The sequence below is a fragment of the Streptomyces zhihengii genome (assembly GCF_016919245.1).
Classification (GTDB): Bacteria; Actinomycetota; Actinomycetes; order Streptomycetales; family Streptomycetaceae; genus Streptomyces; species Streptomyces zhihengii.
Genome location: NZ_JAFEJA010000001.1, coordinates 5,577,376 through 5,602,022 on the forward strand (window position 1 = coordinate 5,577,376; position 24,647 = coordinate 5,602,022).

Genomic DNA, 24,647 nt, shown 5'->3' on the forward strand with positions numbered 1-24,647 from the left:
CGCACCATGCACGGGAGCCCCACGGTGAGCATTCGCGACGGAGAGCGACAGCAGGCGACGAGCCTGGACCCTCTGGCCGGTCTGCGGGGCCCCGCGGACCCGCCCTGCGACGTCTATCTCACCGGCAGCGTCTTCCTGGACATCATCTTCACCGGCCTCGACTCCGCGCCGGTCCGCGGCACCGAGTCCTGGGCCCGCGGCATGGGTTCGAGCCCCGGCGGCGTCGCCAACATGGCCACCGCGCTCGCCCGGCTCGGCCTGCGCACCTCGCTCGCCGCCGCGTTCGGCGACGACCACTACGGCGAGTACTGCTGGGACGCCCTCGAACAGGGCGAGGGCATCGACCTCTCGCTGTCCCGCACCGTGACCGGCTGGCACTCGCCCGTCACCGTGTCGATGGCCTACGAGGGCGAGCGCACCATGATCTCCCACGGCCACGAGGCGCCGCAGCCGGACCACGCGCCCCAGTGCCCGCCGTCCGCCCGGGCCGCGGTCGCCTCGCTGACCCCGGGGACCCGGGCCGAGTGGATCGCCCAGGCCGCCCGCAAGGGCACCCGGGTCTTCGCCGACGTCGGCTGGGACGAGACCGGCCGCTGGGACCCGGCCGACCTCGCCGACCTGGAGCACTGCGAGGCGTTCCTCCCCAACGCGGGCGAGGCGATGCGCTACACCCGCACCGACTGCCCCCGGGCGGCCGCCCACGCCCTCACCGAGCACGTCCGGCTCGCCGTCGTCACCCTGGGCGCCGAGGGCGCGTACGCGGTGGACGGCGCGACCGGCGAGAGCGCCCAGGTGCCCGCCATCGCGGTCGAGGCGCTGGACCCGACGGGCGCCGGCGACGTGTTCGTGGCCGGCTTCGTCACCGGCACCCTCGCGGGCTGGCCGCTGGCCGACCGGCTGGCCTTCGCCGGACTGACCGCCGCCCTGTCGGTGCAGGAGTTCGGCGGATCGCTCTCCGCGCCCGGCTGGTGGGAGATCGCCGCCTGGTGGCAGTCGGTGCAGGGGGTGCCCGACCAGGACCCGGCCGCCCTGCGGCGGTACGCCTTCCTGGAGGGCCTGCTGCCCGCCCCGGCCCGGCCCTGGCCGCTGCGCCGGGCGGTCCCGACCATCGGCTTCGGACGCAGCGCCTGACCGGTCCGCCGCCCCTCCCGGGCCCGTACGCGCCTTCGGGCCCGGTAAAAGCCTTCGGTCCTGCCGGTGGCAGGTCGTACCCTGGATGTCCGGAGGTTGTCGAGCAGCGAGAACCCTGCAACAGGAGGTATGTGCAGGCCACAGAGCCGGCCCATGACTCAGACACCCACAGCCCAGAACCCGGCGCCGGGGCAGGCGCGAGCCCACTTCACCGTCCCCGCCAAGCATCCGATGGTGACGGTCCTCGGCTCGGGTGACGCCCTGCTGCGCGTGATCGAGAACGCCTTCCCCCGCGCCGACATCCATGTCCGGGGGAACGAGGTCAGCGCGGTCGGCGACGCGGCGGAAGTCGCGCTCGTCCAGCGCCTGTTCGACGAGATGATGCTGGTGCTCCGCACCGGGCAGCCGATGACGGAGGACGCAGTGGAACGCTCGATCGCCATGCTGAAGGCGGCCGAGGACGGCACCGGTGAGCCGGGCGCCGAGACCCCGGCCGAGGTTCTCACCCAGAACATCCTCTCCAGCCGCGGCCGGACCATCCGCCCCAAGACGCTCAACCAGAAGCGGTACGTCGACGCGATCGACAAGCACACGGTCGTGTTCGGCATCGGCCCCGCCGGTACCGGCAAGACGTACCTCGCCATGGCCAAGGCGGTGCAGGCGCTCCAGTCCAAGCAGGTCAACCGGATCATCCTGACCCGGCCCGCGGTCGAGGCCGGCGAGCGGCTCGGCTTCCTGCCCGGCACGCTCTACGAGAAGATCGACCCGTATCTGCGCCCGCTCTACGACGCCCTGCACGACATGCTCGACCCCGACTCCATCCCGCGCCTGATGGCGGCGGGCACGATCGAGGTCGCGCCGCTGGCCTACATGCGCGGACGCACCCTCAACGACGCCTTCATCATCCTGGACGAGGCGCAGAACACCAGCGCCGAGCAGATGAAGATGTTCCTCACCCGGCTCGGCTTCGACTCCAAGATCGTCATCACCGGTGACGTCACCCAGGTCGACCTGCCGAGCGGCACCAAGAGCGGCCTGCGGCAGGTGCAGGAGATCCTGGACGGCGTCGAGGACGTGCACTTCTCCCGGCTCACGAGCCAGGATGTCGTACGGCACAAGCTCGTCGGCCGTATCGTCGACGCCTACGAGAAGTACGACAACGGGAAGTAGTCACAGCGCGCCATGTCGATCGACGTCAACAACGAGTCCGGAACCGAGGTCGACGAGCAGGCGATCCTCGATGTCGCCCGCTACGCGCTGGCGCGTATGCGCATCCACCCGCTCTCCGAGCTCTCGGTGATCGTGGTGGACGAGGAGGCGATGGAGCAGCTCCACATCCAGTGGATGGACCTCCCCGGACCGACCGATGTCATGTCCTTCCCGATGGACGAACTGCGTCCGCCGGCCAAGGACGACGAGGAGCCCCCGCAGGGGCTCCTCGGTGACATCGTGCTCTGCCCCGAGGTCGCCGAGAAGCAGGGCGCCGAGGCTCCCACGCAGCACTCCATGGACGAGGAGCTCCAGCTCCTGACCGTCCACGGGGTGCTGCACCTGCTCGGGTACGACCACGAGGAGGCGGACGAGAAGGCGGAGATGTTCGGCCTCCAGGCCGCCATCGTCGACGGCTGGCGCGCGGAGAAGGGCCTCACCGGTCCCTCCCCGGCCCCGACCGTCTCATGAGCGTCCAGCTCGTCGCGGGCGCGGTCGCCCTGGTCGTGGTCGCCTGGCTCGCGGCCTGCGCCGAGGCCGGCCTCGCCCGCGTCTCCAGTTTCCGCGCCGCCGAGGCCGTGCGCTCCGGGCGGCGCGGCGCCGAGAAGCTGGCCCAGGTCACCTCCGACCCCACCCGCTACCTGAACGTCGCCCTGCTGGCCCGCGTCGCCTGCGAGATGGCGGCCGGGGTCCTCGTCACCTACGCCTGCATCGAGGCGTTCGAGGAGACCTGGGCGGCCCTGCTCGTCGCCATGGCCGTGATGGTCCTCGTCAGCTATGTCGCCGTCGGGGTCTCGCCGCGCACCATCGGCCGCCAGCACCCGCTGAACACGGCCACCGCCGCCGCGTACGTGCTGCTGCCGCTGGCCCGGATCATGGGCCCGATCCCGCAGCTCCTGATCCTCATCGGCAACGCCCTCACCCCCGGCAAGGGCTTCCGCAAGGGCCCGTTCGCCTCCGAGGCCGAACTGCGGGCCATGGTCGACCTCGCCGAGCAGGAGTCCCTGATCGAGGACGACGAGCGGCGCATGGTGCACTCCGTCTTCGAGCTCGGCGACACCCTCGTCCGCGAGGTCATGGTGCCGCGCACCGATCTGGTCTCCATCGAGCGGTTCAAGACCGTGCGGCAGGCGATGACGCTGGCGCTGCGCTCGGGCTTCTCCCGCATCCCCGTCACCGGGGAGAACGAGGACGACATCGTCGGCGTCGTCTACCTCAAGGACCTGGTCCGCAAGACCCACATCAACCGCGACGCCGAGGCCGACCTGGTCTCGACCGCCATGCGGCCCGCCGTCTTCGTCCCCGACACGAAGAACGCCGGCGACCTGCTGCGCGAGATGCAGCAGAAGCGCAACCACGTCGCCGTCGTCATCGACGAGTACGGCGGCACCGCCGGCATCGTCACCATCGAGGACATCCTGGAGGAGATCGTCGGCGAGATCACCGACGAGTACGACCGCGAACTGCCCCCGGTCGAGGAACTGGGCGAGGGCCGCTTCCGGGTCACCGCCCGCCTCGACATCGGCGATCTCGGGGAGCTCTACGGACTGGGCGCCGACGAACTCGACGACGAGGACGTGGAGACGGTCGGCGGCCTGCTGGCCAAGGCGCTCGGCAGGGTCCCGATCGCGGGCGCCGGCGCGGTGGTCGAACTGCCCGACGGCCGCTCGGTGCGCCTGACCGCCGAGTCCCCGGCCGGCCGGCGCAACCGGATCGTCACCGTGCTCGCGGAGCCGGTGGAGAAGCCCGACGACGAGAGCGGACCGGAATGAGGGCACGGGAACTCCGGGCGTTCTGCCTGGAATTCAACGCGGCGGTCGAGGAGTTCCCGTTCGGTCCCGAGACCTCGGTCTTCAAGGTGCTCGGCAAGATGTTCGCGCTCAGCGCCCTGGAAGGGGCGCCGCTGACGGTCAACCTCAAGTGCGACCCGGAGAACGCCGTCCGGCTGCGCGCCGAACATCCGGCGATCGCGCCGGGCTACCACATGAACAAGCGGCACTGGAACACCGTGACGGTGGGGGAGCTGCCGGACCGGATGGTGCGCGAACTCGTCGAGGACTCCTACGACCTGGTCGTCGCGGGCCTGCCCCGCGCCGAACGGCTGCGCCTGGACCGCGCGTAGGGCCTGCCGCCGCCGGGGTCCGAGCGCCGGTCCGCGCCACCGCAATCCCGTTCGGGGAGACCGCGGAAGCTGTGTATTGTCTGTCCGCGTACAGGGAGGGGGGGCCTCCCGCAATCCATTGACCACGGGAGAGAACATCCTTATGCGTACCCGTATGCGCCGCGGCGTCGCCGCCGCACTCACCGCTTCCGCGCTCGTCCTCACCGCCGCCGCGTGCGGCGGGGGCGAGGACGAGAAGAAGCCGGCCGCCTCCGGCGAGGCGGGCGGCGACAAGGCGTCCGCGCCGGCCGAGGAGAAGCCGGCGGCCACCGAGCCGCTGACGGCCGCTCAGCTCAAGGCCGCGACCCTGGTCGCCGCCGACCTGGGCGACGGCTGGAAGGCCGCCCCGATCGCCGCCGACGACGAGCCGGCGCCCAAGGCCGACAAGGCCGAGTGCCAGCCCATCGCCGACCTGATGACCGAGGTGCCCGCGACCGCGAGCGCCAAGGGCGAGGCGGCGGACTTCGAGAAGGGCGCCGAGGGCGACAGCGCCCTCAGCCAGCGTGCCTTCACCTACGAGGGCACCGGCGCCGCCGACCTCACCAAGGCGCTCGGCGCCGCTCTGGACGCCTGCCCCAAGCTGTCGTTCACGCAGGACGGCGAGAAGGTCGAGATGAACATCCAGAAGCTCCCCGGCGCGCCGAAGACCGCCGAGGAGTCCTACGCCTTCGTGATGGACATGCCCATCCCGGGTCTGGACCTCTCGATCAAGGCCCACCTCCTGGTCGCCCGCCAGGGCACCGGCATCACCCGTGCCGCCTACGTCCCCGGCCAGGACCCGGCCGCGGCCAAGGCGTTCGACGCGCTGATCCCGAAGATCGGCGACAAGCTCGTCAAGGCCACCCAGGGCTGACGCCCTCCCGCCTCACGACCGGCCGCCCGGAATCCCTCCGGGCGGCCGATCTATGCTTCGGGGCATGACGCAGACCGACGACCTCGGCCCCGAGGACCGCAAGATCATCACGCTGGCGCGCAGTGCCCGGGCCCGCAACGGGGTCCCCGAGGGTGCCGCGGTGCGCGACGAGACCGGGCGGACGTACGTCGCCGGCACCGTGGCCCTCCCGTCGCTGGAGCTGAGCGCCCTGCGGACGGCCGTCGCCATGGCCGTCGCCAGCGGCGCCACCTCGCTGGAGGCGGCCGCCGTCGTCTCCGCGTCGGACACCGCGTCGGACGAGGACCGCGCGGCCGTGCGGGACCTCGGCGGCGCCGCGACCCCGGTGCTGCTCGCGGGCCCGGACGGCGTGCTCAAGTCGTCGGTCACCGCGGGCTGACACCGCCCGCGGGGCCCCTGCCCGGGCGCGCGTCACGGACCGCGTCCGGGATCAGGGACAATGGGCGCCATGAGCGCTCGTACCCAGTCTTCCGAAGCCCCCCACCGGGCCGGCTTCGCCTGCTTCGTCGGTCGTCCCAACGCGGGCAAGTCCACTCTCACGAACGCTCTGGTCGGCCAGAAGGTGGCCATCACCTCCAACCGGCCGCAGACCACCCGGCACACCGTGCGGGGCATCGTGCACCGCCCGGAGGCGCAGCTCATCCTGGTGGACACCCCCGGTCTCCACAAGCCGCGCACCCTGCTCGGCGAGCGGCTGAACGACATCGTGCGCACGACGTGGGCCGAGGTCGACGTCATCGGCTTCTGCCTGCCCGCCGACCAGAAGCTCGGCCCCGGCGACCGCTTCATCGCCAAGGAGCTCGCGGGGATCAAGAAGACCCCCAAGGTCGCCGTCGTCACCAAGACCGACCTGGTCGACTCCAAGACGCTGGCCGAGCAGCTGATCGCGATCGACCAGCTCGGCCGTGAACTGGGCATCGAGTGGGCGGAGATCGTCCCGGTGTCCGCCGTCGGCGGCAGCCAGGTGCAGCTCGTGGCCGACCTGCTGATCCCGCTGCTGCCCGAGAGCCCGCCGCTCTACCCGGAGGGCGACCTCACCGACGAGCCCGAGCAGGTGATGGTCGCGGAGCTGATCCGCGAGGCCGCGCTGGAGGGCGTGCGCGACGAGCTGCCGCACTCGATCGCGGTGGTCGTCGAGGAGATGATCCCCCGGGAGGACCGCCCGGCGGACAAGCCGCTGCTCGACATCCACGCCAACGTCTACATCGAGCGCCCCAGCCAGAAGGGCATCATCATCGGCCCGAAGGGCCAGCGGCTGAAGGAGGTCGGCATCAAGTCCCGCAAGCACATCGAGGCGCTGCTGGGCACGCCGGTCTACCTGGATCTGCACGTCAAGGTCGCCAAGGACTGGCAGCGCGACCCCAAGCAGCTCCGCAAGCTCGGCTTCTGACGGACACGGGCGGGAGCGTGACGCTCCCGCCCGTCTTCCGCGGCCGGGGTCAGGCGCCTTCCTTGAGGACGAGCGAGATCAGGTCGCGCTGCGCCGCCGTGAGCCGGGGATCGGCGCAGTAGACCGTCCGCCCGTCGACGGTGAGCTGGTAGACGAAGCCGTCGGGCACCCCGACCGGGGGCTCCTCGTGGCCGTCCGGGACGGCCCGCCCGGCCAGCGCGTGCACGTCCCCCGCGTCGGCCCGGTCCGCCGTGTCGATCTCGGCCGTCTTCTCGATGCCGGCGAATCCGCCGGTACGCCTCACCTGGATACGCATGGTCTCCGTTCTAGTACGGATCGTGGCGGGGCGACAGCGGAGCCCGGCGGCCCCGGCGCCCCGCCCGCGGCGCCCCGCTCAGGCCCGGGTGTCCACGCCCACCTGCGACCAGGCCTTCAGCACCGCGTCGTGCTCCTCGCCCTCGCCGTAGCGCTCCGCGGCGGCGGCCACCGTCAGGCGGGCGAAGCTCGCGAAGTCCGCGTCCACCAAAAGGTCGCCGCCGGTGAGCACGTCGAACCAGATCTGGCCCGCCCGCTCCCAGGACCGCCCGCCGAGCCGGGTGGCGAGCAGGTAGAAGGCGTGGTTGGGGATGCCCGAGTTGATGTGCACCCCGCCGTTGTCGCGGCCGGTGCGGACGTAGTCGGCCATCGTCGCGGGCTGGGGGTCCTTGCCGAGCACGTCGTCGTCGTACGCGGTCCCGGGCGCCTTGAGGGAGCGCAGCGCCGTGCCGGTGACCCGCGGGGCGAGCAGCCCCGCGCCGATCAGCCAGTCCGCCTCGTCGGCGGTCTGCCCGAGGGTGCGCTGGCGCACCAGGGAGCCGACGACGTCGGAGACCGATTCGTTGAGGGCGCCCGGCTGGCCGAAGTAGCTGAGGTTGGCCGTGTACTGGGTCAGCCCGTGGGCCAGTTCGTGGGCGATCACGTCGACGGAGACGGTGAAGTCGAGGAAGATCTCGCCGTCGCCGTCGCCGAACACCATCTGCTCGCCGTTCCAGAAGGCGTTGCCGTACTTCTCGTCGTAGTGGACGGTCGCGTCGAGCGGCAGTCCCCGGCCGTCGACGGAGTTGCGTCCGTAGGCGTCCAGCAGCAGCTCGAAGGTGGCGCCGAGGCCCGCGTAGGCCCGGTTCACGGAGGCGTCCGCGACGGGGTCCTCGGCCTCGCGGCGGACCACGACGCCCGGCAGGTCGGTGCCGTTGCGCGCGTCGTGGAGGGTGCGGCGGGGGCCGGCGGCGGGGGCCGCGGCGGTGCGGGCGGCGGCGCCGGCGACCGTGGTCAGGCGCCGGCCGGTGCGCTGGGCCGCGTCCGCCTGGAGGGTGCGGCGGGCGGGGCCGGAGAGGGCGGGGTCGTCCGAGCGCGCCAGCCTGTCGAGGATGTGCGGCGGGACGATGGTGCAGAAGACCGGGGTGTGGTTGTCCATTCCTGGACAGTGGCAGCGCGCACGCGCGATGTCACGGAAAGTGAACACGATTACCGAAATGGAGTGATGTGCCACATCTGGGCTTTACTCATCGGTCGTCCCGCATACTGAAACGGGTCCCACGCTCCCGCCGGGGCTCGGCTACTCTTCTGGGCATCATGCGTTTCGGGCTGCTTCTCCTTAGCTGCCGCGGCGAGGGCCTGTAGTCGTAGGCCGACCCCCTCCCCGCGGAGTCTGGTGCTGCTCTCGACCACTGGTCGGCCCCCATCCCCGCAGGATCCCGAGGAGCCCAACGCCATGACGCAGTCGCAGTGGATCGGCCGTCCGACCCCGATCACCAACACGACGCACACCCAGCAGCCCTCCGGCATGCCGATCCACAAGTACGGCCGGTACGAGGCCGTGGACATCCCGGACCGCACCTGGCCGGAGCGGCGCATCACCAAGGCGCCCCGGTGGCTGTCCACCGACCTGCGCGACGGCAACCAGGCGCTGATCGACCCCATGAGCCCCGCGCGCAAGCGCGAGATGTTCGACCTGCTGGTACGCATGGGCTTCAAGGAGATCGAGGTCGGCTTCCCCTCCTCCGGCGAGACGGACTTCGCCTTCGTGCGCTCCATCATCGAGGAGGGCGCGATCCCCGAGGACGTCACCATCTCGGTGCTGACGCAGGCCCGTGAGGACCTGATCGAGCGCACGGTGGAGTCGCTGATCGGCGCCCGCCGCGCCACGGTCCACCTGTACAACGCGACCGCGCCCACCTTCCGCCGGGTCGTCTTCCGCGGCTCCAAGGACGACATCAAGCAGATCGCCGTCGACGGCACCCGGCTGGTCATGGAGTACGCCGAGAAGCTGCTGGGCCCGGAGACCGCCTTCGGCTACCAGTACAGCCCCGAGATCTTCACCGACACCGAGCTGGACTTCGCCCTGGAGGTCTGCGAGGCGGTCTGCGACGTGTGGCAGCCCGGCCCGGGCCGCGAGATCATCCTCAACCTGCCCGCCACCGTGGAGCGTTCGACGCCCTCCACCCACGCGGACCGCTTCGAGTGGATGTCGCGCGAGCTGACCCGGCGCGAGCACGTCTGCCTGTCCGTGCACCCCCACAACGACCGCGGCACCGCCGTCGCCGCCGCCGAGCTGGCGGTCATGGCCGGCGCGGACCGCATCGAGGGCTGCCTGTTCGGCCAGGGCGAGCGCACGGGCAACGTCGACCTGGTCACCCTGGGCATGAACCTGTTCTCCCAGGGCGTCGACCCGCAGCTGGACTTCTCGCAGATCGACGACGTCCGCCGCACCAGCGAGTACTGCAACCAGATGGAGATCCACCCGCGCCACCCCTACGCGGGCGACCTGGTCTACACCGCCTTCTCCGGCTCCCACCAGGACGCCATCAAGAAGGGCTTCGACGCGATGGAGGCCGACGCGGCCGCCGCCAGCAAGACCGTCGACGACATCGAGTGGGCGGTCCCGTACCTGCCGATCGACCCCAAGGACGTCGGCCGCTCCTACGAGGCGGTCATCCGCGTCAACTCGCAGTCCGGCAAGGGCGGCATCGCGTACGTCCTGAAGAACGACCACAAGCTGGACCTGCCCCGCCGGATGCAGATCGAGTTCTCGCGGATCATCCAGGCCAAGACCGACACCGAGGGCGGCGAGGTCACCCCCGCCGCGATCTGGTCCGTCTTCCAGGACGAGTACCTGCCCAGCCCGGAGAACCAGTGGGGCCGCATCCGGATCCGCTCCGGGCAGACCACCACCGACAAGGACGGCGTGGACACCCTGACCGTCGAGGCGGTCGTCGACGGCGTCGAGACGGTGCTGACCGGTTCCGGCAACGGTCCGATCTCCGCGTTCTTCGAGGCGCTGAACGGCGTCGGCGTCGACGTGCGGCTGCTGGACTACCAGGAGCACACCATGAGCGAGGGCGCGTCCGCGCAGGCCGCCTCGTACATCGAGTGCGCCATCGACGGAAAGGTGCTGTGGGGCATCGGCATCGACGCCAACACCACCCGCGCCTCCCTGAAGGCCGTCGTCTCCGCCGTCAACCGCGCGGCCCGCTAGTACGCCGCCCGGTCCCGGTGCGAGCGCCGGGTGTGCCCGAGTACGGGCACACCCGGCGTTTTCGCACCCCCCGGAGCGGGCTCCCGGTGCACCCGGATCCGGCCATGTCGGGGGCAACCTCCTTCCGGGGTGCTGACGTGACATCACTCGTGTGGCTAACATCACGTCCACGCGGCAATGTTGCCGCAGCATTGCGGAGGTGCGACGTGCTGCCAACCCTGGGACATCTGGGCCGAAAAGTGCGGGTCTGCGGCATTCGTACGTCCTGGACCACCATCGGCGACGGCGAGTTCTTCTGCGCGGACTGCGGCGGCGACCGCAACTACCGCCGCCGGACCGGGCGCCGCCGGTTCACCCTCCTCGGGGTGCCGCTGCTCGGCCGGGGCAGTACCGGCCCCGTCGTCGAATGCGCCGCCTGCCACACCCACTTCGGCCCCGACGCCCTCGACCACCCCACCACGGGCCGCTTCTCCGCGATGCTCCGCGACGCCGTGCACACGGTCGCCCTCGCCGTCCTCGCCTCCGGCGGGACCTCCTCGCGCTCGGTGCTGGAGACCGCCGTGCACACCGTCCGCGCCGCCGGGCTCGACGGCTGCACCGAGGACCAGCTCGTCTCCCTGATCGACGACCTCGCCGCCGACACCGGCCGGTACGTCGCCGACACCACGCCCTACGGCGCGGCCCTCGCCATCGAGCTCCACGAGGCACTGGAGCCGCTGGCCCCCCATCTCGCCCCGGCGGGACGGGAGTCGATCCTCCTCCAGGGCGCCCGGATCGCCCTCGCCGACGGCCCCTACACCCAGGCCGAGCGGGAGGTCCTCACCACCGTGGGCGCGGCCCTGCGGCTCGGCGAGGACGACACCGCCCGCCTGATGGAGATGGCCCGCGCACCGTTCTGACCCCCACCCGGACGCACCCCGTACTCCCCGCGGAGCAGCGGCACCGACGGGGCCGCCCCCGGGAGTACCCGGCATCTCGGCCTCCCGCGCGACGTGGGCGGCGCTCCCCGACGGGACGCTGGTGACGCAGATCCGTCACCAGGACGCCCGTACGAAGGGGAGACACCCATGGGGCCTTTACCGCCAGCCGTCGCGACACCGCCGGTGAAACCGCCCGCCCGCCGCGGCGGGCGGCGCGCCCTGCCCTGGGCCGTCGTGCTGCTGTGGGCCGCCGTCCTCGCCCTCGCCCTGCCCTTCGCCGGCAAGCTCGGCGACGCGCAGCGGGACAACGTCGTCGACTACCTGCCCGCGAGCGCCGACTCCACCCGGGCCGCCCGCGTCGAACAGGCCCTGCCCGGCGGGGAGTCCACCGAACTGGTCGTCGTCTACCACCGCGAGGCCGGGCTCACCGGCGCCGACCGGGCCCTCGCCGAGCGGCGGCTGGCGGAGATCACCGGGGCCCACGACTTCGGGGACGCCCCGGCCGAGGGCATCCCGTCGCAGGACGGCACCACCCTGATGTACCCCCTGACGACCACCGCCCCCGGCACCGACAACGACGCGCGCATCGCCCTCGTGGACGACGTGCGCGAACGCCTCGCGGCCGACGTGAGCGACGGGCTGCGCGCCGAGCTCGGCGGCCCCGGCGCGCTGGCGAGCGACATGGAGAAGGTCTTCGAGACCATCGACGGCACCCTCATGATCGCCACCGTGCTGGTCGTCGCCGTCCTGCTGATCATCACCTACCGCAGCCCGTTCCTGTGGCTGGTGCCGCTCCTCGTCGTCGGTGCGGCGGCCGTCGCCTCCCAGGCCCTCGTATACGGTCTGGTCCGCGGCTTCGACCTGACCGTCACCAGCCAGAGCGCCGCGATCATGACCGTGCTCGTCTTCGGCGCCGGCACCGACTACGCCCTGCTGCTGGTCGCCCGCTACCGCGAGGAACTCCGCCGCATCGCCCACCCGCACGACGCGATGCTCGCCGCCCTGCGCGGCTGCGGACCCGCCGTGCTCGCCTCCTCCGGCACGGTCGCGGCCGGCCTGCTGTGCCTGCTCGCCGCCGACCTCAACAGCGCGAGCGGCCTCGGCCCGGTCGGCGCCGTCGGCGTGGTCTGCGCGCTCGCGGCCATGCTCACCCTGCTGCCCGCCGTCCTGGTGCTGCTCGGCCGCCGGGTGTTCTGGCCGCTCGTGCCCGTCCACGGCTCCGAGCCCCCGCACCGCCGCTCGCTGTTCGCCGCCATGGGCGGCTCCGCCGGGCGCCGGCCCGGTGTGGTGCTGGCGGCCGGCGCGCTCGTGCTCGGCGCCCTCGCCCTCGGCACCCTGAACCAGCCCGGCGACCTCGCCCAGGAGGACAGCTTCACCGACCGGCCCGAGTCGGTGTCGGCGACGCTGCTCCTCGGCGAGGCGTACCCCGGGCGGAGCAGTCAGCCCATCACCGTCGTCGTCCCCGCGGACACCACGGACGCCGCCCTGGAGCGGGCCCGCGCCACCGAGGGCGTCGTGCGCGCCGAGCCCGGCCGCTCCGGCGGCGGCTGGAGCGAGATCACCGTGCTGGCGAAGGACGCGCCCGAGACCCCGGGCGAGAGACGGACCATCGAGGCCCTGCGCGCCGGGCTGGACGGCGGCCACGTCGGCGGCCCCGGCGCGCAGCAACTGGACCTGGCGGAGACCAACGCGCGCGACCGGCGGGTGGTCATCCCGCTCGTGCTCGTCGCGGTCCTGCTGATCCTCGTCGCCCTGCTGCGCAGCCTGGTCGCCCCGCTGATCCTCACCGCCGCCGTCGTCGCCGTGTGGGGGGCCGTCACCGGCCTCGGCGGCCTGGTCTTCGAACCGCTCCTGGGCTTCGAGGGCATCGACCCCGGCATCCCGCTGCTGTCGTTCGTGTTCCTGGTCGCGCTCGGCGTCGACTACGGCATCTTCCTGATGCACCGGATGCGCGAGGAGTCCCTCGCGGGCGCCGACCCGCGCGCCGCGGCCCTGACCGCGCTGCGCACCACCGGCGGGGTCATCGCCTCGGCGGGCATCGTGCTGGCGGCGACGTTCACCGTGCTGATGAACCTGCCGCTGGTGCCACTGGTGGAGATGGGCTTCCTCGTCGCGGTGGGCGTCCTGCTCGACACTTTCCTGGTGCGCACCTACCTGGTCACCGCGGTCAGCGTGCTGCTGCGCGAACGGGTCTGGTGGCCGGGCCCGTTGAGCCGGCGCCGCCCGCCGGCCCCGGCGCCGGAGCCCGCCGCCGTCCGCGAACCGGCGTCCGCGGGCTGAACGCCTGGCCCTGCCGGGACCGCCCGGCCCCGGCGGGCCCCGTCCGGCCCGCGCCCATGACGGAGGATGGAGCCCGTGGAACTGCTGTCCGACAACGCGGCGCCGCCCGGCGCACCCCGCATCGGCGAGCGGGTGCTCAACGCGATCAGCCGCGACCCGCTCACCGCCCCCCACCGCAGGCGCAACGACGCGGTCCTCACCGTGCTGGTCGGCGCGGTGACGGTGCTGCTCGCCCTGCTCGCCGACGACGGGCGCCGCCCGGGCCCGCTCGGCTGGGCGCTGCTCGCCGGCTGCGTCCTGCCGCTGGCGAAGCGGCGCTCACGGCCCGGCCTCGTGCTGTTCGCGGTGGTGGCGTGCGTCGCGCCGTACCACGCGCTCGACAACAGCCACATGGCCCCGGTGCCGGCCTCGCTGCTCGCCCTGTACACCTACGCCGTCACGGCCCGGCCGCTGCACACGCTGCTGGCGGGCTGCGGCATCGTCTGCGTCACCCTCGCGGTGATGTTCCGCATCGGCTCCCACGAGGGCTTCGAGTCGCTGCGCACCTCGGGCTGGATCATCGCCGCCCTGGTCTGCGGGGTCGACGTCCGCGTCTACCGGCTCTACATCGCCTCCGTCGTCGGCCGCGCCGAGCGGGCCGAACGGACCCGCGAGGAGGAGGCCGCCCGCCGGGTCGCCGAGGAACGCCTGCGGATCGCGCGCGATCTGCACGACCTGCTCGCGCACTCGATCACGCTCATCGGCGTCCAGACCTCGGTCGCCTCCCACGTTCTCACCGTCGATCCCGAACGCCTGGACCGTGCCGCGATCGCCGCGGCGCTGGAGGACATCGCGGAGACCTGCCGGACCGCCCGCGGCGAACTGCGCACCACCCTGGAGGTGCTGCGCGCCGACGGCCCCGAGTGCGACGGCCCGCTGCCCGATCTGGCGGCCCTGCCCGGCCTCGTCCGCACCGCGGGCGCCCGGCTGGATCTGCGCACCGGCGACGGGCCGCTGCCGCCGGCGGTCGCCGCCGCGGCCTACCGCATAGTCCAGGAGTCCCTCACCAACGCGGTCCGGCACGCGGGCCCGGACGTGCGCGTCGACGTGCGGCTGGAGCGCCTCGCGGACAGCCTGCGGGTCACCGTGACCGACGACGGCCGGGGGCCGGCCGCCGGGCCCGGCGGCGGCTTCGGCATCATCGGCATGCGCGAACGGGCCCGCAGCGTCGGCGGCACCCTCACGACCGGCCCCCGCCCCGGACAGCCCGGCTACGAGGTCGCCGCCCTTCTCCCGCTCCAGCCCTCGGAGGCCCCCGCATGACCCTTCTCCCGCTCCAGCCCTCGGAGGCCCTTGCATGATGCGTCTCGCGCTCCCGGCGACCGGGGGCCCGCGCACGGCCCCTGCGCCGCTCCGGCACCCGGAGGCCCGCTCATGATCCGTGTGCTGCTCGCGGACGACCAGACGCTCGTGCGCGCCGCCTTCGCGATGCTCGTCGAGTCGGCCGGCGACATGGAGGTCGTCGGCCAGGCGGGCACGGGCGCCGAGGCCGTCGCCCTCGCCCGCTCGGAGCGGGCGGACCTCGTCGTGATGGACATCCGCATGCCCGAACTCGACGGCATCGAGGCGACCCGGCTGATCGCCGCGGACGAGGACATGGCGGGCGTGAAGGTCCTCGTGCTGACCACCTACGACACCGACGACCACATCGTGGAGGCGCTGCGCGCCGGCGCCTCGGGATTCCTGGTGAAGGACACCAGACCGGCCGACCTGCTGGCCGCCATCCGCACGGTCGCCGCGGGCGAGTCCCTGCTCTCCCCGGGCCCGACCGCCCGGCTGATCGCCCGCTTCCTCAGCACCCCCGGCCTGCCCCGCACGGCCGGCGGCCCCGACGACCTCACCGACCGCGAACGCCAGGTGCTCCGCCTCGTCGCCCGCGGCCTCAACAACACCGAGATCGCCGAGTCCCTGGGCCTGAGCCCGCTCACGGCCAAGACCCACGTCAGCCGCATCATGGGCAAGCTCGCCGCCCGCGACCGCGCCCAACTGGTCATCGTCGCCTACGAGTCGGGCCTGGTCACCCCGGGCGCCCCGGAGTGAGCGCGCCCGGCTGATCGCGCCCGCGCACCCCGACGGGCCCCGCGCGGGCTGAAGGGCCGGTGAACGTTGACGCGCGCTGAGGGGCCGGCGAACGTCGACGGGCCCCGCGCACGCCGAGCGGCCCGCGAACGTCGACGCGCGCACACGCCGACGGGCCCCGCACACGCCGACGGGCCCGGCGGCTTCCGCCACCGGGCCCGTCGGTTCGAGCGACCGTCCTGCGCGCCGCCCGTCGGGAGCTCGCGCCTCAGGCGCCGCTCGCCTTGAGCATGTCCTCGCGCTCGACGATCTTCACGCGCTCACGGCCCTGGGGCTCGCCCAGCGCCTTCTCGGCGGCGTCGAGCCGGTACCAGCCGTCCCAGGTGGTCCAGCGGACGCCGCGGCCGGAGAGGAAGCCCTCGACGGCCTCGGGCTCGGGGCTGGCCGGGGTCTGGAGGCGGTCGGCGGCGTAGTCGGCCAGCAGGTTGGCGACGGTCTCGTTGGCGTCGCCCTTGGTGTGGCCGATGAGGCCGACCGGGCCGCGGCGGATCCAGCCGGTGACGTAGGTGGAGTCCAGGTGCTCGCCGGACTCCTCGATCACCCGGCCGCCCGCGTCGGGGACGGTGCCCGACGCGACGTCCCAGGGGAGCTTCGGCAGCTCGTCGGAGAGGTAGCCCACGGCCCGGTAGACCGCCGTGACGTCCCAGTCCTTGAACTCGCCGGTGCCCTTGACGTTGCCCGTGCCGTCGAGCTCGGTGCGCTCGGTGCGCAGGCCCACGACCTTGCCGTCCTCGCCGAGGATCTCCGAGGGGGACTCGAAGAAGTGCAGGAACAGCTTGTGCGGGCGCTCGCCGACGTCGCGGATCGCCCAGTTCTCCAGCGTCTTCGCGACCATGTCCGCCTGCTTGTTGCCGCGGCGGGTCTCGATGGAGCCGGCGTCGTAGTCGATGTCCTCGGGGTCGACGATGACCTCGATGGTGGGGGAGTGGTCCAGCTCGCGGAGCTCCATCGGGCTGAACTTCGCCTGCGCCGGGCCGCGCCGGCCGAAGACGTGGATCTCCTTGGCCCGGTTGGCCTTCAGGCCCTCGTGGACGTTCGGCGGGATCTCGGTCGGCAGCAGCTCCTCGGCGGTCTTCGCGAGGATGCGGGCCACGTCGAGGGCGACGTTGCCGACACCGAGCACGGCCACCTTCTCGGCCTCCAGCGACCAGGTGCGGGGCCAGTCCGGGTGCCCGTCGTACCAGGAGACGAAGTCGGCCGCGCCGTGGGAGCCGTCCAGCTCGACGCCCGGGATGTCGAGCGCCCGGTCCGCCGTCGCGCCGGTGGAGAAGATCACCGCGTCGTAGAAGGCGCGCAGGTCGTCCAGGGTGATGTCGGTGCCGTAGTCCACGTTGCCGAAGAGGCGGATCTGCGGCTTGTCGAGCACCTGGTGCAGGGCGGTGATGATGCCCTTGATGCGCGGGTGGTCGGGGGCGACGCCGTAACGGATCAGGCCGAAGGGAGCGGGCATGCGCTCGAAGAGATCGATGGAGACGCCGGGTTCGGCGGCTGCCACCTCGGACTTCAGCAGCGCATCGGCGGCGTAGATACCGGCGGGGCCGGCTCCGACGATGGCTACCCGCAGGGGGCGGGGCATGGCAGGTTCCCTTCGAGCGGCGACAAGAGGCTCGTCGACAACCCTAAACAAAGGCAAGCCTAAGTCTGTACCCGGTCCCCTTCTATGAGCCCATAAGGCAGACTTATGAGTTCTCAAAGATCCACTTGACGATGCTTCCCCGGCGCCTCCCCGCCCCTCCCCGGCCGGTGCCGCGGGCGCCGTCCGCGGGAGCGCCGCACGGCTGCCGGGCGGCTTCCCGAGTGCCGCCGGAGCGCCGTCGGAGGGCCGTCGGAGGGCCCCGTCACCCGGGACACGCCGCATCCGCTCGCCGGATCGGGGCGCCGCGCGGTGGAGACTGACCGTCTGATCGCGGCAGCTCTGCCCAGGGAAGGGGGGCGCACGCCATGACCCTGCCCATCGGTACGTACGTCGTCGACACCCGCACCGGACGCGTGGGCCGGTTCATGGGGCCGGCCGGTCCGTTCGTCGCGCTGAGACCCGTCGGCGGCGGGCGCGAGTGGGAGTGCGAGCCCGAAGAGGTGCGCCCGGCCACCGCGGCGGAGCGGATCAGCGCCACGACGGCCTATGTGAACGCCCGCAGCCGCGGCGAGGTGACCTGACCCGGTCCGTGCGTCCCTGACCCGGTCCGTGCGTCCCGGCCCCGGTCCGTGCGTCCCGGCCCCGGTCAGTAGTACCCGGTCTCGCCGTCCAGCAGCTCGCGGACGGCGTCGAGGTGTCCGGCGTGCCGGGCGGTCTCCTCGATCATGTGGATCACCATCCAGCGCAGCGAGGCGGCGGCCGAGCGGAAGTCGGGGTGCCGGCCCACCTCGTCGAGGTCATGGGCGGCGATGATCTCGTCCGAGATCGCGCACTGCTCGCGGTAGTCGTCGAGCAGCCGCGCGAGCGGCACGCCCTCCACCCGCATGTCCAGGTCCTCCGGGTCCTCGGAGAACTGGGGGCCCTCGGCCGGGCGGCCCAGGAACAGCACCTCGAACCAGGTCTGCTCGGTCCACCGCAGATGGGAGACGATCCCGGCGACCGTCATCAGCGGGGACGACGGCAGCACCGCACGGTGCGCGTCCTCCTCGGCGAGCCCCTCGCACTTGAAGTGCACGATCTCGCGCTGCATCCGGAACCAGCCCGTGAGCTGGGTCCGCTCGTCCGCGCTGAAGGGGGGCCGTTCCCGGGGAAGTGTCATGTCCGCGGACGCTAGCGGCCCCCGGCCGTGCCCGCACCGGGTTTTCCGGAGCGGGCGCGGCGGGTGCACGGGGCCGCGATGAGTTCCGGACGCGGACCCGGTCACGACTGCATGGACAAGGAATTCACCGCCGTACTGGAGAAGAGCCCCGCCGAAGGCGGCTGGACGTACCTGGTCTGGCCCGAGTCGGCCGCGTTCTTCGGCACCCGAGGCCTGGTCAAGGTGCGCGGCACCATCGACGGCCACCCGTTCCGCAGCTCCTTCATGGCCCTCGGCGACGGCCGCCACAAGCTCCCCGTGAAGGCGGACATCCGCAAGGCCATCGGCAAGGACGCGGGCGACACCGTGACCGTCCGCCTCCTCGAACGCGTACGGGAGTGACCGCGCGCGCGGACCGGGGCCGGGGCGGGGCGCCCGGTACGGGAGAATGGGCGCATGAGCCTCTTCCGTGACGACGGTGTCGTGCTGCGCACCCAGAAGCTGGGTGAGGCGGACCGCATCATCACGCTGCTCACCCGCGGTCACGGCCGCGTGCGGGCGGTGGCGCGCGGAGTGCGGCGCACCAAGTCCAAGTTCGGGGCGCGGCTGGAGCCGTTCTCCCATGTCGACGTGCAGTTCTTCGCGCGCGGCAGCGAGCTGGTGGGGCGCGGGCTGCCGCTGTGCACCCAGTCGGAGACCATCGCCCCCTACGGCAGCGGCATCGTCAGCGACTACGCCCGCTACACGGCCGGCACCGCCATGCTGGAGACCGCCGAACGCTTCACCGACCACGAGGGGGAGCCGGCGGTGCAGCAGTACCTGCTGCTCGTCGGCGGTCTGCGCACCCTCGCGCGGGGCGAGCACGCGCCGAATCTCGTCCTCGACGCCTTCCTGCTGCGCTCGCTGGCCGTCAACGGCTACGCGCCCAGCTTCGGCGACTGCGCCCGCTGCGGGCTCCCGGGCCCGAACCGGTTCTTCTCCGTGGCCGCGGGCGGCGCCCTGTGCGGTGACTGCCGGGTGCCCGGCAGCGTCGTACCCTCTGCGGAGGCCATCGCCCTGCTGAGCGCGCTGCTCACGGGCGACTGGCCGACGGCGGACGCGTGCGAGGCGCGTCACGTCAGGGAGGGCAGCGGGCTGGTGTCCGCGTATCTGCACTGGCACCTGGAGCGTGGCCTGCGCTCGCTCCGGTACGTAGAGAAGTAGCTGACGAGGAGTTGTGAGCCGCATGGCACGACGCGGAATCCTGGGGCGGTCCCGCCGCGAGTACAAGGTCCCCGAGCCGCACCCCTCCGGCGCCCGCCCGCCCCGGATCCCGTCCGAGCTGGTCCCGAACCACGTGGCCTGCGTCATGGACGGCAACGGCCGCTGGGCGAAGGACCGCGGCCTGCCGCGCACCGAGGGCCACAAGGTCGGCGAGGGCGTCGTCCTCGACGTGCTCAAGGGCTGCCTGGAGATGGGCGTCAAGAACCTCTCGCTCTACGCCTTCTCCACGGAGAACTGGAAGCGCTCGCCCGAAGAGGTCCGCTTCCTGATGAACTTCAACCGGGACGTCATCCGCCGCCGCCGTGACGAGATGAACGAGCTCGGCATCCGCATCCGCTGGGTGGGCCGGATGCCCAAGATGTGGAAGTCCGTCGTCCAGGAGCTCCAGGTCGCACAGGAGCAGACCGTCGACAACGACGCGATGACGCTCTACTTCTGCGTCAACTACGGCGGCCGGGCCGAGGTCGCGGACGCCGCGCAGGCCATCGCGCGTGACGTCGCCGCCGGCCGGCTGGACCCGGGCAAGGTCAACGAGAAGACCTTCCAGAAGTACCTCTACTACCCGGACATGCCGGACGTCGACCTCTTCCTGCGTCCCAGCGGTGAGCAGCGCACGTCCAACTACCTGATCTGGCAGTCGAGTTACGCCGAGATGGTGTTCCAGGACGTGCTGTGGCCGGACTTCGACCGCCGCGACCTGTGGCGTGCCTGCCTCGAATACGCCCAGCGCGACCGCCGGTTCGGCGGTGCGATCCCCAACGAGGAGATCGCCGCGATGCAGGGCCGCCCGGACACCACCACCGGCTGATCCGGCCGGCCTCGCGGCGGCGGCCGGTCCCGGCCGCCGCCCCCGCCGGCCTGCTCGGGTCTCCCGCCGCGGCCGGTCCGGCCGTCGTGGCCGCCCGCTACGATCACGGCCCATGACGGACACACAGGACCGGCCCGGCGCGTACGAGGACCCCGGCACGGGCGCACACGGGGAAACCGCGGCCGGGGCTGCCGTGGAGTTCGTCTACGAGATCACCGTGCCCGACCTGGCGGACTCGCTGAACGCCCGGCTCCGCGCCACCCCGTCGGGCCGCCGCACCCGGTGGCTGCTGCGCGTCGCCGGTGTCGTCGGCGCCGTCTGGCTGGTGGGGCTGACACTCGGCGACCCCGTGTACACGGAGCTGCTGCCGCCGGCCGCGTTCCTGGTCATCGGCTTCGGGCTCACACCGGTGGTCCACTTCCTCCAGGCCCGTCAGGTGCACGCCGTGGCGTCCCGGCAGGGGCCCTTCCGGGCCACGGCGACGGACGAGGGCATCCGGCTGGTCTCCCGGGACAGCGACACCCTCCACCGCTGGGCCATGTACGCCCGCTGCGCGGAGACCGACACCGTCTTCGTGCTGCTCACCGGCGACAAGCACGGCGTCGGGATGCTGACGCTGCCCAAGCGCGGCGCCACGACCGCGGACGGCGCGCCGACCGCCTCCGCGCCCTGCTCGACGGACACGTCGAGCGCGTCTGACACCTCGGCCTCCGGCCCCCCTGGGTGAACGCCCCCGCACGAACGCCCGGGCACGACGCCCTCGGGCACGACGACCCCCGCCCCGGAACCACGCCCCGGGCACGACGACCCCCGTCGCACGCCCCCCGGACACGGCGGCGGAGGATCAGGCGGGCTTCGCGGCACACTCCGCGCAGGTGCCGAAGATCTCCACCGTGTGCGCCACGTTCACATAGCCGTGCTGGGCGGCGACGGTCTCGGCCCACTGCTCGACCGCGGGGCCCTCGACCTCGACGGCCTTCCCGCACAGCCGGCACACCAGGTGATGGTGGTGGTCGTCGGTGGAGCAGCGCCGGTAGACCGACTCGCCGTCGCTGGTGCGCAGCACGTCCACCTCGCCCGCGTCCGCGAGCGACTGGAGGGTGCGGTACACCGTGGTCAGGCCGACCGAGTCGCCGCGGTGCTTGAGCATGTCGTGCAGCTCCTGGGCGCTGCGGAACTCGTCCACCTCGTCGAGCGCCGCCGCGACCGCGGCACGCTGCCGGGTGGACCGGCCTCGCACCGGGGCGGTGTTCCCGCCGGTTGGCGCCGTGGTCACTGGAGCCTCCTTGCCTCGCCCGCACATGTGTCGGGCCATTCTGCCAGGCCCTCACACGGACGCGTTCCGTACTGCCGGTGCGCGGTGCCGGGTCCGGCACCGCCCGCCGTCTCAGACCTTGACGTCGTCGTTCGGACGTCTGCTGCCCGGCATCGGGGCCGTGCAGTCCGCCCCGCCGCCGGAGTCCGCCTCCAGGGCCCTCGCCCGGCGCCGTGCCAGCGGCGCGGCCAGCGCGGTCAGCAGGACGAAGACGCCGATGGCCAGCATCACAATGGTCGCTCCCGGCGGCACGTCCTGGAAGTAGGACGTGGTCGTGCCGGTGAGCGCGACGACGACGCCGATGCCGACCGCCAGCGCGTAGGTCGCCTTGAAGGAGCGCGCGAGCTGCTGCGCCGCGGCCACCGGGACCACCATCAGGGCGCTGACCAGCAGCAGACCGACGACGCGCATGGCGACGCTCACGGTGACCGCCGCCGTGACGGCGATCAGCAGGTTCAGCGCCCGCACCGGAAGGCCGGTGACCCGGGCGAACTCCTCGTCCTGGCTGACGGCGAAGAGCTGCCGCCGCAGGCCCAGGGAGACCGCCACCACGAAGGCGGCGAGCAGCACGATCGCCGTGACGTCCCCGTCGGAGACCGTGGACAGCGAGCCGAAGAGGTAGCTGGTCAGGTTGGCGGTGGAACCGGAGTCCGACAGCTCGATCAGCAGGACACCGCCCGCCATGCCGCCGTAGAACAGCATCGCCAGCGCGATGTCGCCCCGGGTGCGCCCGTAGGTGCGGATGAGCTCCATCAGCACGGCGCCGAGCACCGAGACCAGGGTGGCCATCCAGATGGGGTTGGCCGACATCAGGAAGCCGAGCCCGACACCGGTCATCGCGACATGGCCGATGCCGTCGCCCATCAGCGCCTGGCGCCGCTGCACCAGGTAGATGCCGACGGCGGGCGCCGTGATGCCGACCAGCAGGGCCGCGATCAGCGCCCGCTGCATGAACGGGGATTGGAGCATTTCGATCATGTCAGCAGTCCCGTGCGGAGCGGCTCGTCGGCCGCGTGCGGATGTACGTGGTCGTGGCCGGGCAGCGCGTGCTGGCCGACGGCCTCCGGCGGCGGGCCGTCATGGACGACGCAGCCGTCGCGCAGCACCACCGCGCGGTCGATCAGCGGCTCCAGCGGGCCCAGCTCGTGCAGGACCAGCAGCACGGTCGTCCCGGCGGCGACCTGCTCGCGCAGGGTGCCCGCGAGCACCTCCTGGCTGGCCAGGTCCACGCCCGCCATCGGCTCGTCCATGATCAGCAGATCCGGTTCGGAGGCCAGCGCCCGGGCGATCAGCACCCGCTGGTGCTGGCCGCCGGAGAGCGCGCCCACCGGGTCCTTGGCGCGGTCGCCGAGACCGACCAGCTCCACGGCCCGCCGCACGGCGGCCCGGTCGGCGCGCGAGGGCAGGCCGAACGGGGCGCGCGAGAGACGGCCGGAGGCCACGACCTCGCGCACGGTCGCCGGCACCCCGCTCGCGGCGGTGGTGCGCTGCGGCACGTAGCCGACGCGCCGCCATGCGCGGAAGCGCCGCAGCCCGGTGCCGAACAGCTCCACGCTGCCCTCGTCGAGCGGCACCTGGCCGATCACGGAGCGCACGGCGGTGGATTTGCCGGAGCCGTTGGCGCCGAGCAGGGCCACCACCTCACCGCGGTGGACGGTGAGGTCGACGCCGCGCAGGACGGGCCGGGAGCCGAGTGTGGCGCGGGCTCCGCGGACGGAAATGACCGGCTCGGTGTTCATGGCGGGCCGCCTCTCGTCTGATTGCGTCACTTCGCGCCGAGGGCCTTCTGCAGCGCGGCGAGGTTCGAGCGCATGACCTCGGTGTAGTCATCGCCCCGGGACTTGTCCGTGATTCCCTCCAGCGGGTCGAGGACGTCCGTCTTCAGGCCGGTGTCCTTCGCGAGGGTCTTCGCGGTGCGGTCGCTGGCGAGGGTCTCGAAGAAGACGGTCGTGACCTTGTCCTTCGCCGCGATCGTCTGGAGTTCCTTGATACGGGCCGGGCTGGGCTCGGACTCGGGGGCGACGCCCGAGATGCCCTCCTGCTCCAGGCCGTAGGCCTCGGCGAGGTAGCCGAAGGCGGAGTGGGTGGTGATGAACGTCCGGGTGGCGGTGTTCTTCAGACCCTGCTCGAAGTCCTTGTCGAGGGCGGTCAGCTCGGCGACCAGCGCCTCGGTGTTCTTCTTGTACTCGGCGGCGTGGTCGGGGTCGGCCTTCTCCATCCGGGCGCCGACGCCCTGGGCGACCTCCGCGTACTTCGCGGGGTCGAGCCAGATGTGCGGGTCGGCGCCGCCCTCGGTGGTGTGGTCGTGGCCCTCGTGACCGGCCTCGCCCCCGGCCTCCTCGTGGCCCTCCTCGTGGGCGTGGCCGTCGCCCTCCTCGTGGGCGTGTCCGTCCTCCCCCTCGTGGGAGTGGTCGTGGCCGCCGCCGGTGCCGAAGCTCTCCATCGTGGTCAGCTCCGCCGCGTCGACCTTGTGCGCCACGGAGGCCTGCTCGATGGCCTTGTCGACGGCCGGCTGCACGCCCTTCAGGTAGAGGATGAACCCGGAGTCGTTCAGCTCGGCCGTCTGGCGGGGCTTGAGCTCCAGGTCGTGCGGTTCCACGCCGGGCTTGGTGAGGGTGGTCACCGAGACATTGGCGCCACCTATCCGCTCGGCGAGATACTGCATGGGGTAGAACGACGCCACGACCTTCAGCCTGCCGTCGTCCGTGCGCTCAGCGGCGTCGGAGGTGGAGCACGCGGAGACGGCCAGCAGGCCGAGCCCGACGGCTCCGGCGACGGCGGTGGTGGGTATGAGGCGTCGTACGTTCATGACAGTCATTTTCAACAAAAACGGAAACGATTGTCAATAAACCTCGGTGCCGCCTGCGTCACCCGGTCCGGACCGGAACCGATTTGATCCGGGGGGTGCGGCCGCCGGTAATCTGAATCATTC

At 72.6% G+C, this 24,647-nt stretch carries 26 protein-coding genes; 18 read left to right on the top strand and 8 right to left on the bottom strand.

The annotated features are described in order from the left end of the window. Window positions 1-6: 6 nt before the first annotated feature. From JE024_RS23610 to era, 8 genes are all read left to right on the top strand, one after another. Window positions 7-1,131, top strand: coding sequence for a carbohydrate kinase family protein (locus JE024_RS23610; RefSeq protein WP_205375496.1), 1,125 nt, complete (start codon window positions 7-9; stop codon window positions 1,129-1,131). A 153-nt stretch (window positions 1,132-1,284) separates the two neighbouring features. Continuing rightward, entirely contained in the window at window positions 1,285-2,301 is a 1,017-nt protein-coding gene (locus JE024_RS23615; protein WP_205375497.1) for a PhoH family protein, read from the top strand. 12 nt (window positions 2,302-2,313) lie between these two features. Continuing rightward, window positions 2,314-2,811 carry an rRNA maturation RNase YbeY gene (gene ybeY / locus JE024_RS23620; protein WP_205375498.1) on the top strand — a complete coding sequence of 166 codons (498 nt, stop codon included), beginning with the start codon at window positions 2,314-2,316 and terminating at the stop codon, window positions 2,809-2,811. Beyond that, entirely contained in the window at window positions 2,808-4,112 is a 1,305-nt protein-coding gene (locus JE024_RS23625; protein ID WP_205375499.1) for a hemolysin family protein, read from the top strand. Before ybeY ends, JE024_RS23625 begins: the two co-directional genes overlap by 4 nt. Next, on the top strand, window positions 4,109-4,462 hold the full coding sequence (locus JE024_RS23630; RefSeq protein ID WP_205375500.1) for an MmcQ/YjbR family DNA-binding protein: 354 nt from the start codon (window positions 4,109-4,111) through the stop codon (window positions 4,460-4,462). The genes JE024_RS23625 and JE024_RS23630 overlap by 4 nt, the downstream gene beginning before the upstream one ends. 142 nt (window positions 4,463-4,604) lie before the next feature. Next, window positions 4,605-5,354: a hypothetical protein gene (locus tag JE024_RS23635; protein WP_205375501.1), complete on the top strand. Its 750-nt coding sequence runs from the start codon at window positions 4,605-4,607 to the stop codon at window positions 5,352-5,354. A 64-nt stretch (window positions 5,355-5,418) separates the two neighbouring features. After that, window positions 5,419-5,772 (top strand): cytidine deaminase-like protein, encoded by a 354-nt coding sequence (locus tag JE024_RS23640; protein ID WP_205375502.1) that lies wholly within the window; start codon window positions 5,419-5,421, stop codon window positions 5,770-5,772. Between the two features lie 69 nt (window positions 5,773-5,841). Beyond that, the gene (gene era, locus JE024_RS23645; RefSeq protein ID WP_205375503.1) at window positions 5,842-6,783 is read left to right on the top strand and encodes a GTPase Era; all 942 of its coding nucleotides are present in this window, start codon (window positions 5,842-5,844) and stop codon (window positions 6,781-6,783) included. Window positions 6,784-6,832: 49 nt separating this feature from the next. On the opposite strand, the gene JE024_RS23650 is transcribed toward era, so the two are convergent. Then, on the bottom strand, window positions 6,833-7,099 hold the full coding sequence (locus tag JE024_RS23650) for a protealysin inhibitor emfourin (protein WP_205375504.1): 267 nt from the start codon (window positions 7,097-7,099) through the stop codon (window positions 6,833-6,835). 78 nt (window positions 7,100-7,177) lie between these two features. Further along, a complete protein-coding gene (locus JE024_RS23655; protein WP_205375505.1) occupies window positions 7,178-8,236 on the bottom strand; it encodes a M4 family metallopeptidase in 1,059 nt (352 codons plus the stop codon). Between the two features lie 297 nt (window positions 8,237-8,533). On the opposite strand from JE024_RS23655, the gene leuA reads away from it, so the two are divergent. The 5 genes from leuA to JE024_RS23680 all read left to right on the top strand — a co-directional run bounded on the left by leuA (window position 8,534) and on the right by JE024_RS23680 (window position 15,576). Further along, window positions 8,534-10,297 carry a 2-isopropylmalate synthase gene (leuA, locus tag JE024_RS23660; RefSeq protein ID WP_205375506.1) on the top strand — a complete coding sequence of 588 codons (1,764 nt, stop codon included), beginning with the start codon at window positions 8,534-8,536 and terminating at the stop codon, window positions 10,295-10,297. A gap of 206 nt (window positions 10,298-10,503) precedes the next feature. Next, window positions 10,504-11,196, top strand: coding sequence for a TerB family tellurite resistance protein (locus JE024_RS23665; protein ID WP_244883042.1), 693 nt, complete (start codon window positions 10,504-10,506; stop codon window positions 11,194-11,196). 168 nt (window positions 11,197-11,364) lie between these two features. Beyond that, entirely contained in the window at window positions 11,365-13,497 is a 2,133-nt protein-coding gene (locus JE024_RS23670) for an MMPL family transporter (RefSeq protein ID WP_205375508.1), read from the top strand. 66 nt (window positions 13,498-13,563) lie between these two features. Next, the gene (locus JE024_RS23675; protein ID WP_205375509.1) at window positions 13,564-14,799 is read left to right on the top strand and encodes a sensor histidine kinase; all 1,236 of its coding nucleotides are present in this window, start codon (window positions 13,564-13,566) and stop codon (window positions 14,797-14,799) included. A gap of 111 nt (window positions 14,800-14,910) precedes the next feature. Further along, window positions 14,911-15,576, top strand: coding sequence for a response regulator transcription factor (locus JE024_RS23680; RefSeq protein ID WP_205375510.1), 666 nt, complete (start codon window positions 14,911-14,913; stop codon window positions 15,574-15,576). 247 nt (window positions 15,577-15,823) lie between these two features. Here JE024_RS23680 and JE024_RS23685 read toward each other — a convergent pair whose 3' ends face one another. Continuing rightward, window positions 15,824-17,191 (bottom strand): FAD-dependent oxidoreductase, encoded by a 1,368-nt coding sequence (locus JE024_RS23685; RefSeq protein WP_205375511.1) that lies wholly within the window; start codon window positions 17,189-17,191, stop codon window positions 15,824-15,826. A 365-nt stretch (window positions 17,192-17,556) separates the two neighbouring features. Here JE024_RS23685 and JE024_RS23690 point away from each other — a divergent pair, with 365 nt between their 5' ends. Continuing rightward, entirely contained in the window at window positions 17,557-17,772 is a 216-nt protein-coding gene (locus JE024_RS23690; RefSeq protein ID WP_205375512.1) for a hypothetical protein, read from the top strand. A gap of 65 nt (window positions 17,773-17,837) precedes the next feature. On the opposite strand, the gene JE024_RS23695 is transcribed toward JE024_RS23690, so the two are convergent. Then, on the bottom strand, window positions 17,838-18,350 hold the full coding sequence (locus JE024_RS23695; RefSeq protein WP_205375513.1) for a DinB family protein: 513 nt from the start codon (window positions 18,348-18,350) through the stop codon (window positions 17,838-17,840). Between the two features lie 111 nt (window positions 18,351-18,461). On the opposite strand from JE024_RS23695, the gene JE024_RS23700 reads away from it, so the two are divergent. The 4 genes from JE024_RS23700 to JE024_RS23715 all read left to right on the top strand — a co-directional run bounded on the left by JE024_RS23700 (window position 18,462) and on the right by JE024_RS23715 (window position 21,127). After that, window positions 18,462-18,731 carry a DUF1905 domain-containing protein gene (locus JE024_RS23700; RefSeq protein ID WP_205376693.1) on the top strand — a complete coding sequence of 90 codons (270 nt, stop codon included), beginning with the start codon at window positions 18,462-18,464 and terminating at the stop codon, window positions 18,729-18,731. A 54-nt stretch (window positions 18,732-18,785) separates the two neighbouring features. Then, window positions 18,786-19,532 carry a DNA repair protein RecO gene (recO, locus tag JE024_RS23705; protein WP_205375514.1) on the top strand — a complete coding sequence of 249 codons (747 nt, stop codon included), beginning with the start codon at window positions 18,786-18,788 and terminating at the stop codon, window positions 19,530-19,532. A 22-nt stretch (window positions 19,533-19,554) separates the two neighbouring features. Continuing rightward, entirely contained in the window at window positions 19,555-20,400 is an 846-nt protein-coding gene (locus JE024_RS23710; protein WP_205375515.1) for an isoprenyl transferase, read from the top strand. A gap of 112 nt (window positions 20,401-20,512) precedes the next feature. Further along, window positions 20,513-21,127 (top strand): YcxB family protein, encoded by a 615-nt coding sequence (locus JE024_RS23715; protein ID WP_205375516.1) that lies wholly within the window; start codon window positions 20,513-20,515, stop codon window positions 21,125-21,127. 117 nt (window positions 21,128-21,244) lie between these two features. Here JE024_RS23715 and JE024_RS23720 read toward each other — a convergent pair whose 3' ends face one another. From JE024_RS23720 to JE024_RS23735, 4 genes are all read right to left on the bottom strand, one after another. Continuing rightward, a complete protein-coding gene (locus tag JE024_RS23720) occupies window positions 21,245-21,676 on the bottom strand; it encodes a Fur family transcriptional regulator (protein WP_205375517.1) in 432 nt (143 codons plus the stop codon). Window positions 21,677-21,787: 111 nt separating this feature from the next. Further along, entirely contained in the window at window positions 21,788-22,693 is a 906-nt protein-coding gene (locus JE024_RS23725; protein ID WP_205375518.1) for a metal ABC transporter permease, read from the bottom strand. Continuing rightward, the gene (locus JE024_RS23730) at window positions 22,690-23,454 is read right to left on the bottom strand and encodes a metal ABC transporter ATP-binding protein (RefSeq protein WP_205375519.1); all 765 of its coding nucleotides are present in this window, start codon (window positions 23,452-23,454) and stop codon (window positions 22,690-22,692) included. Before JE024_RS23730 ends, JE024_RS23725 begins: the two co-directional genes overlap by 4 nt. Window positions 23,455-23,480: 26 nt before the next feature. Then, a complete protein-coding gene (locus JE024_RS23735) occupies window positions 23,481-24,524 on the bottom strand; it encodes a metal ABC transporter substrate-binding protein (RefSeq protein WP_205375520.1) in 1,044 nt (347 codons plus the stop codon). Window positions 24,525-24,647 lie beyond the last annotated feature (123 nt).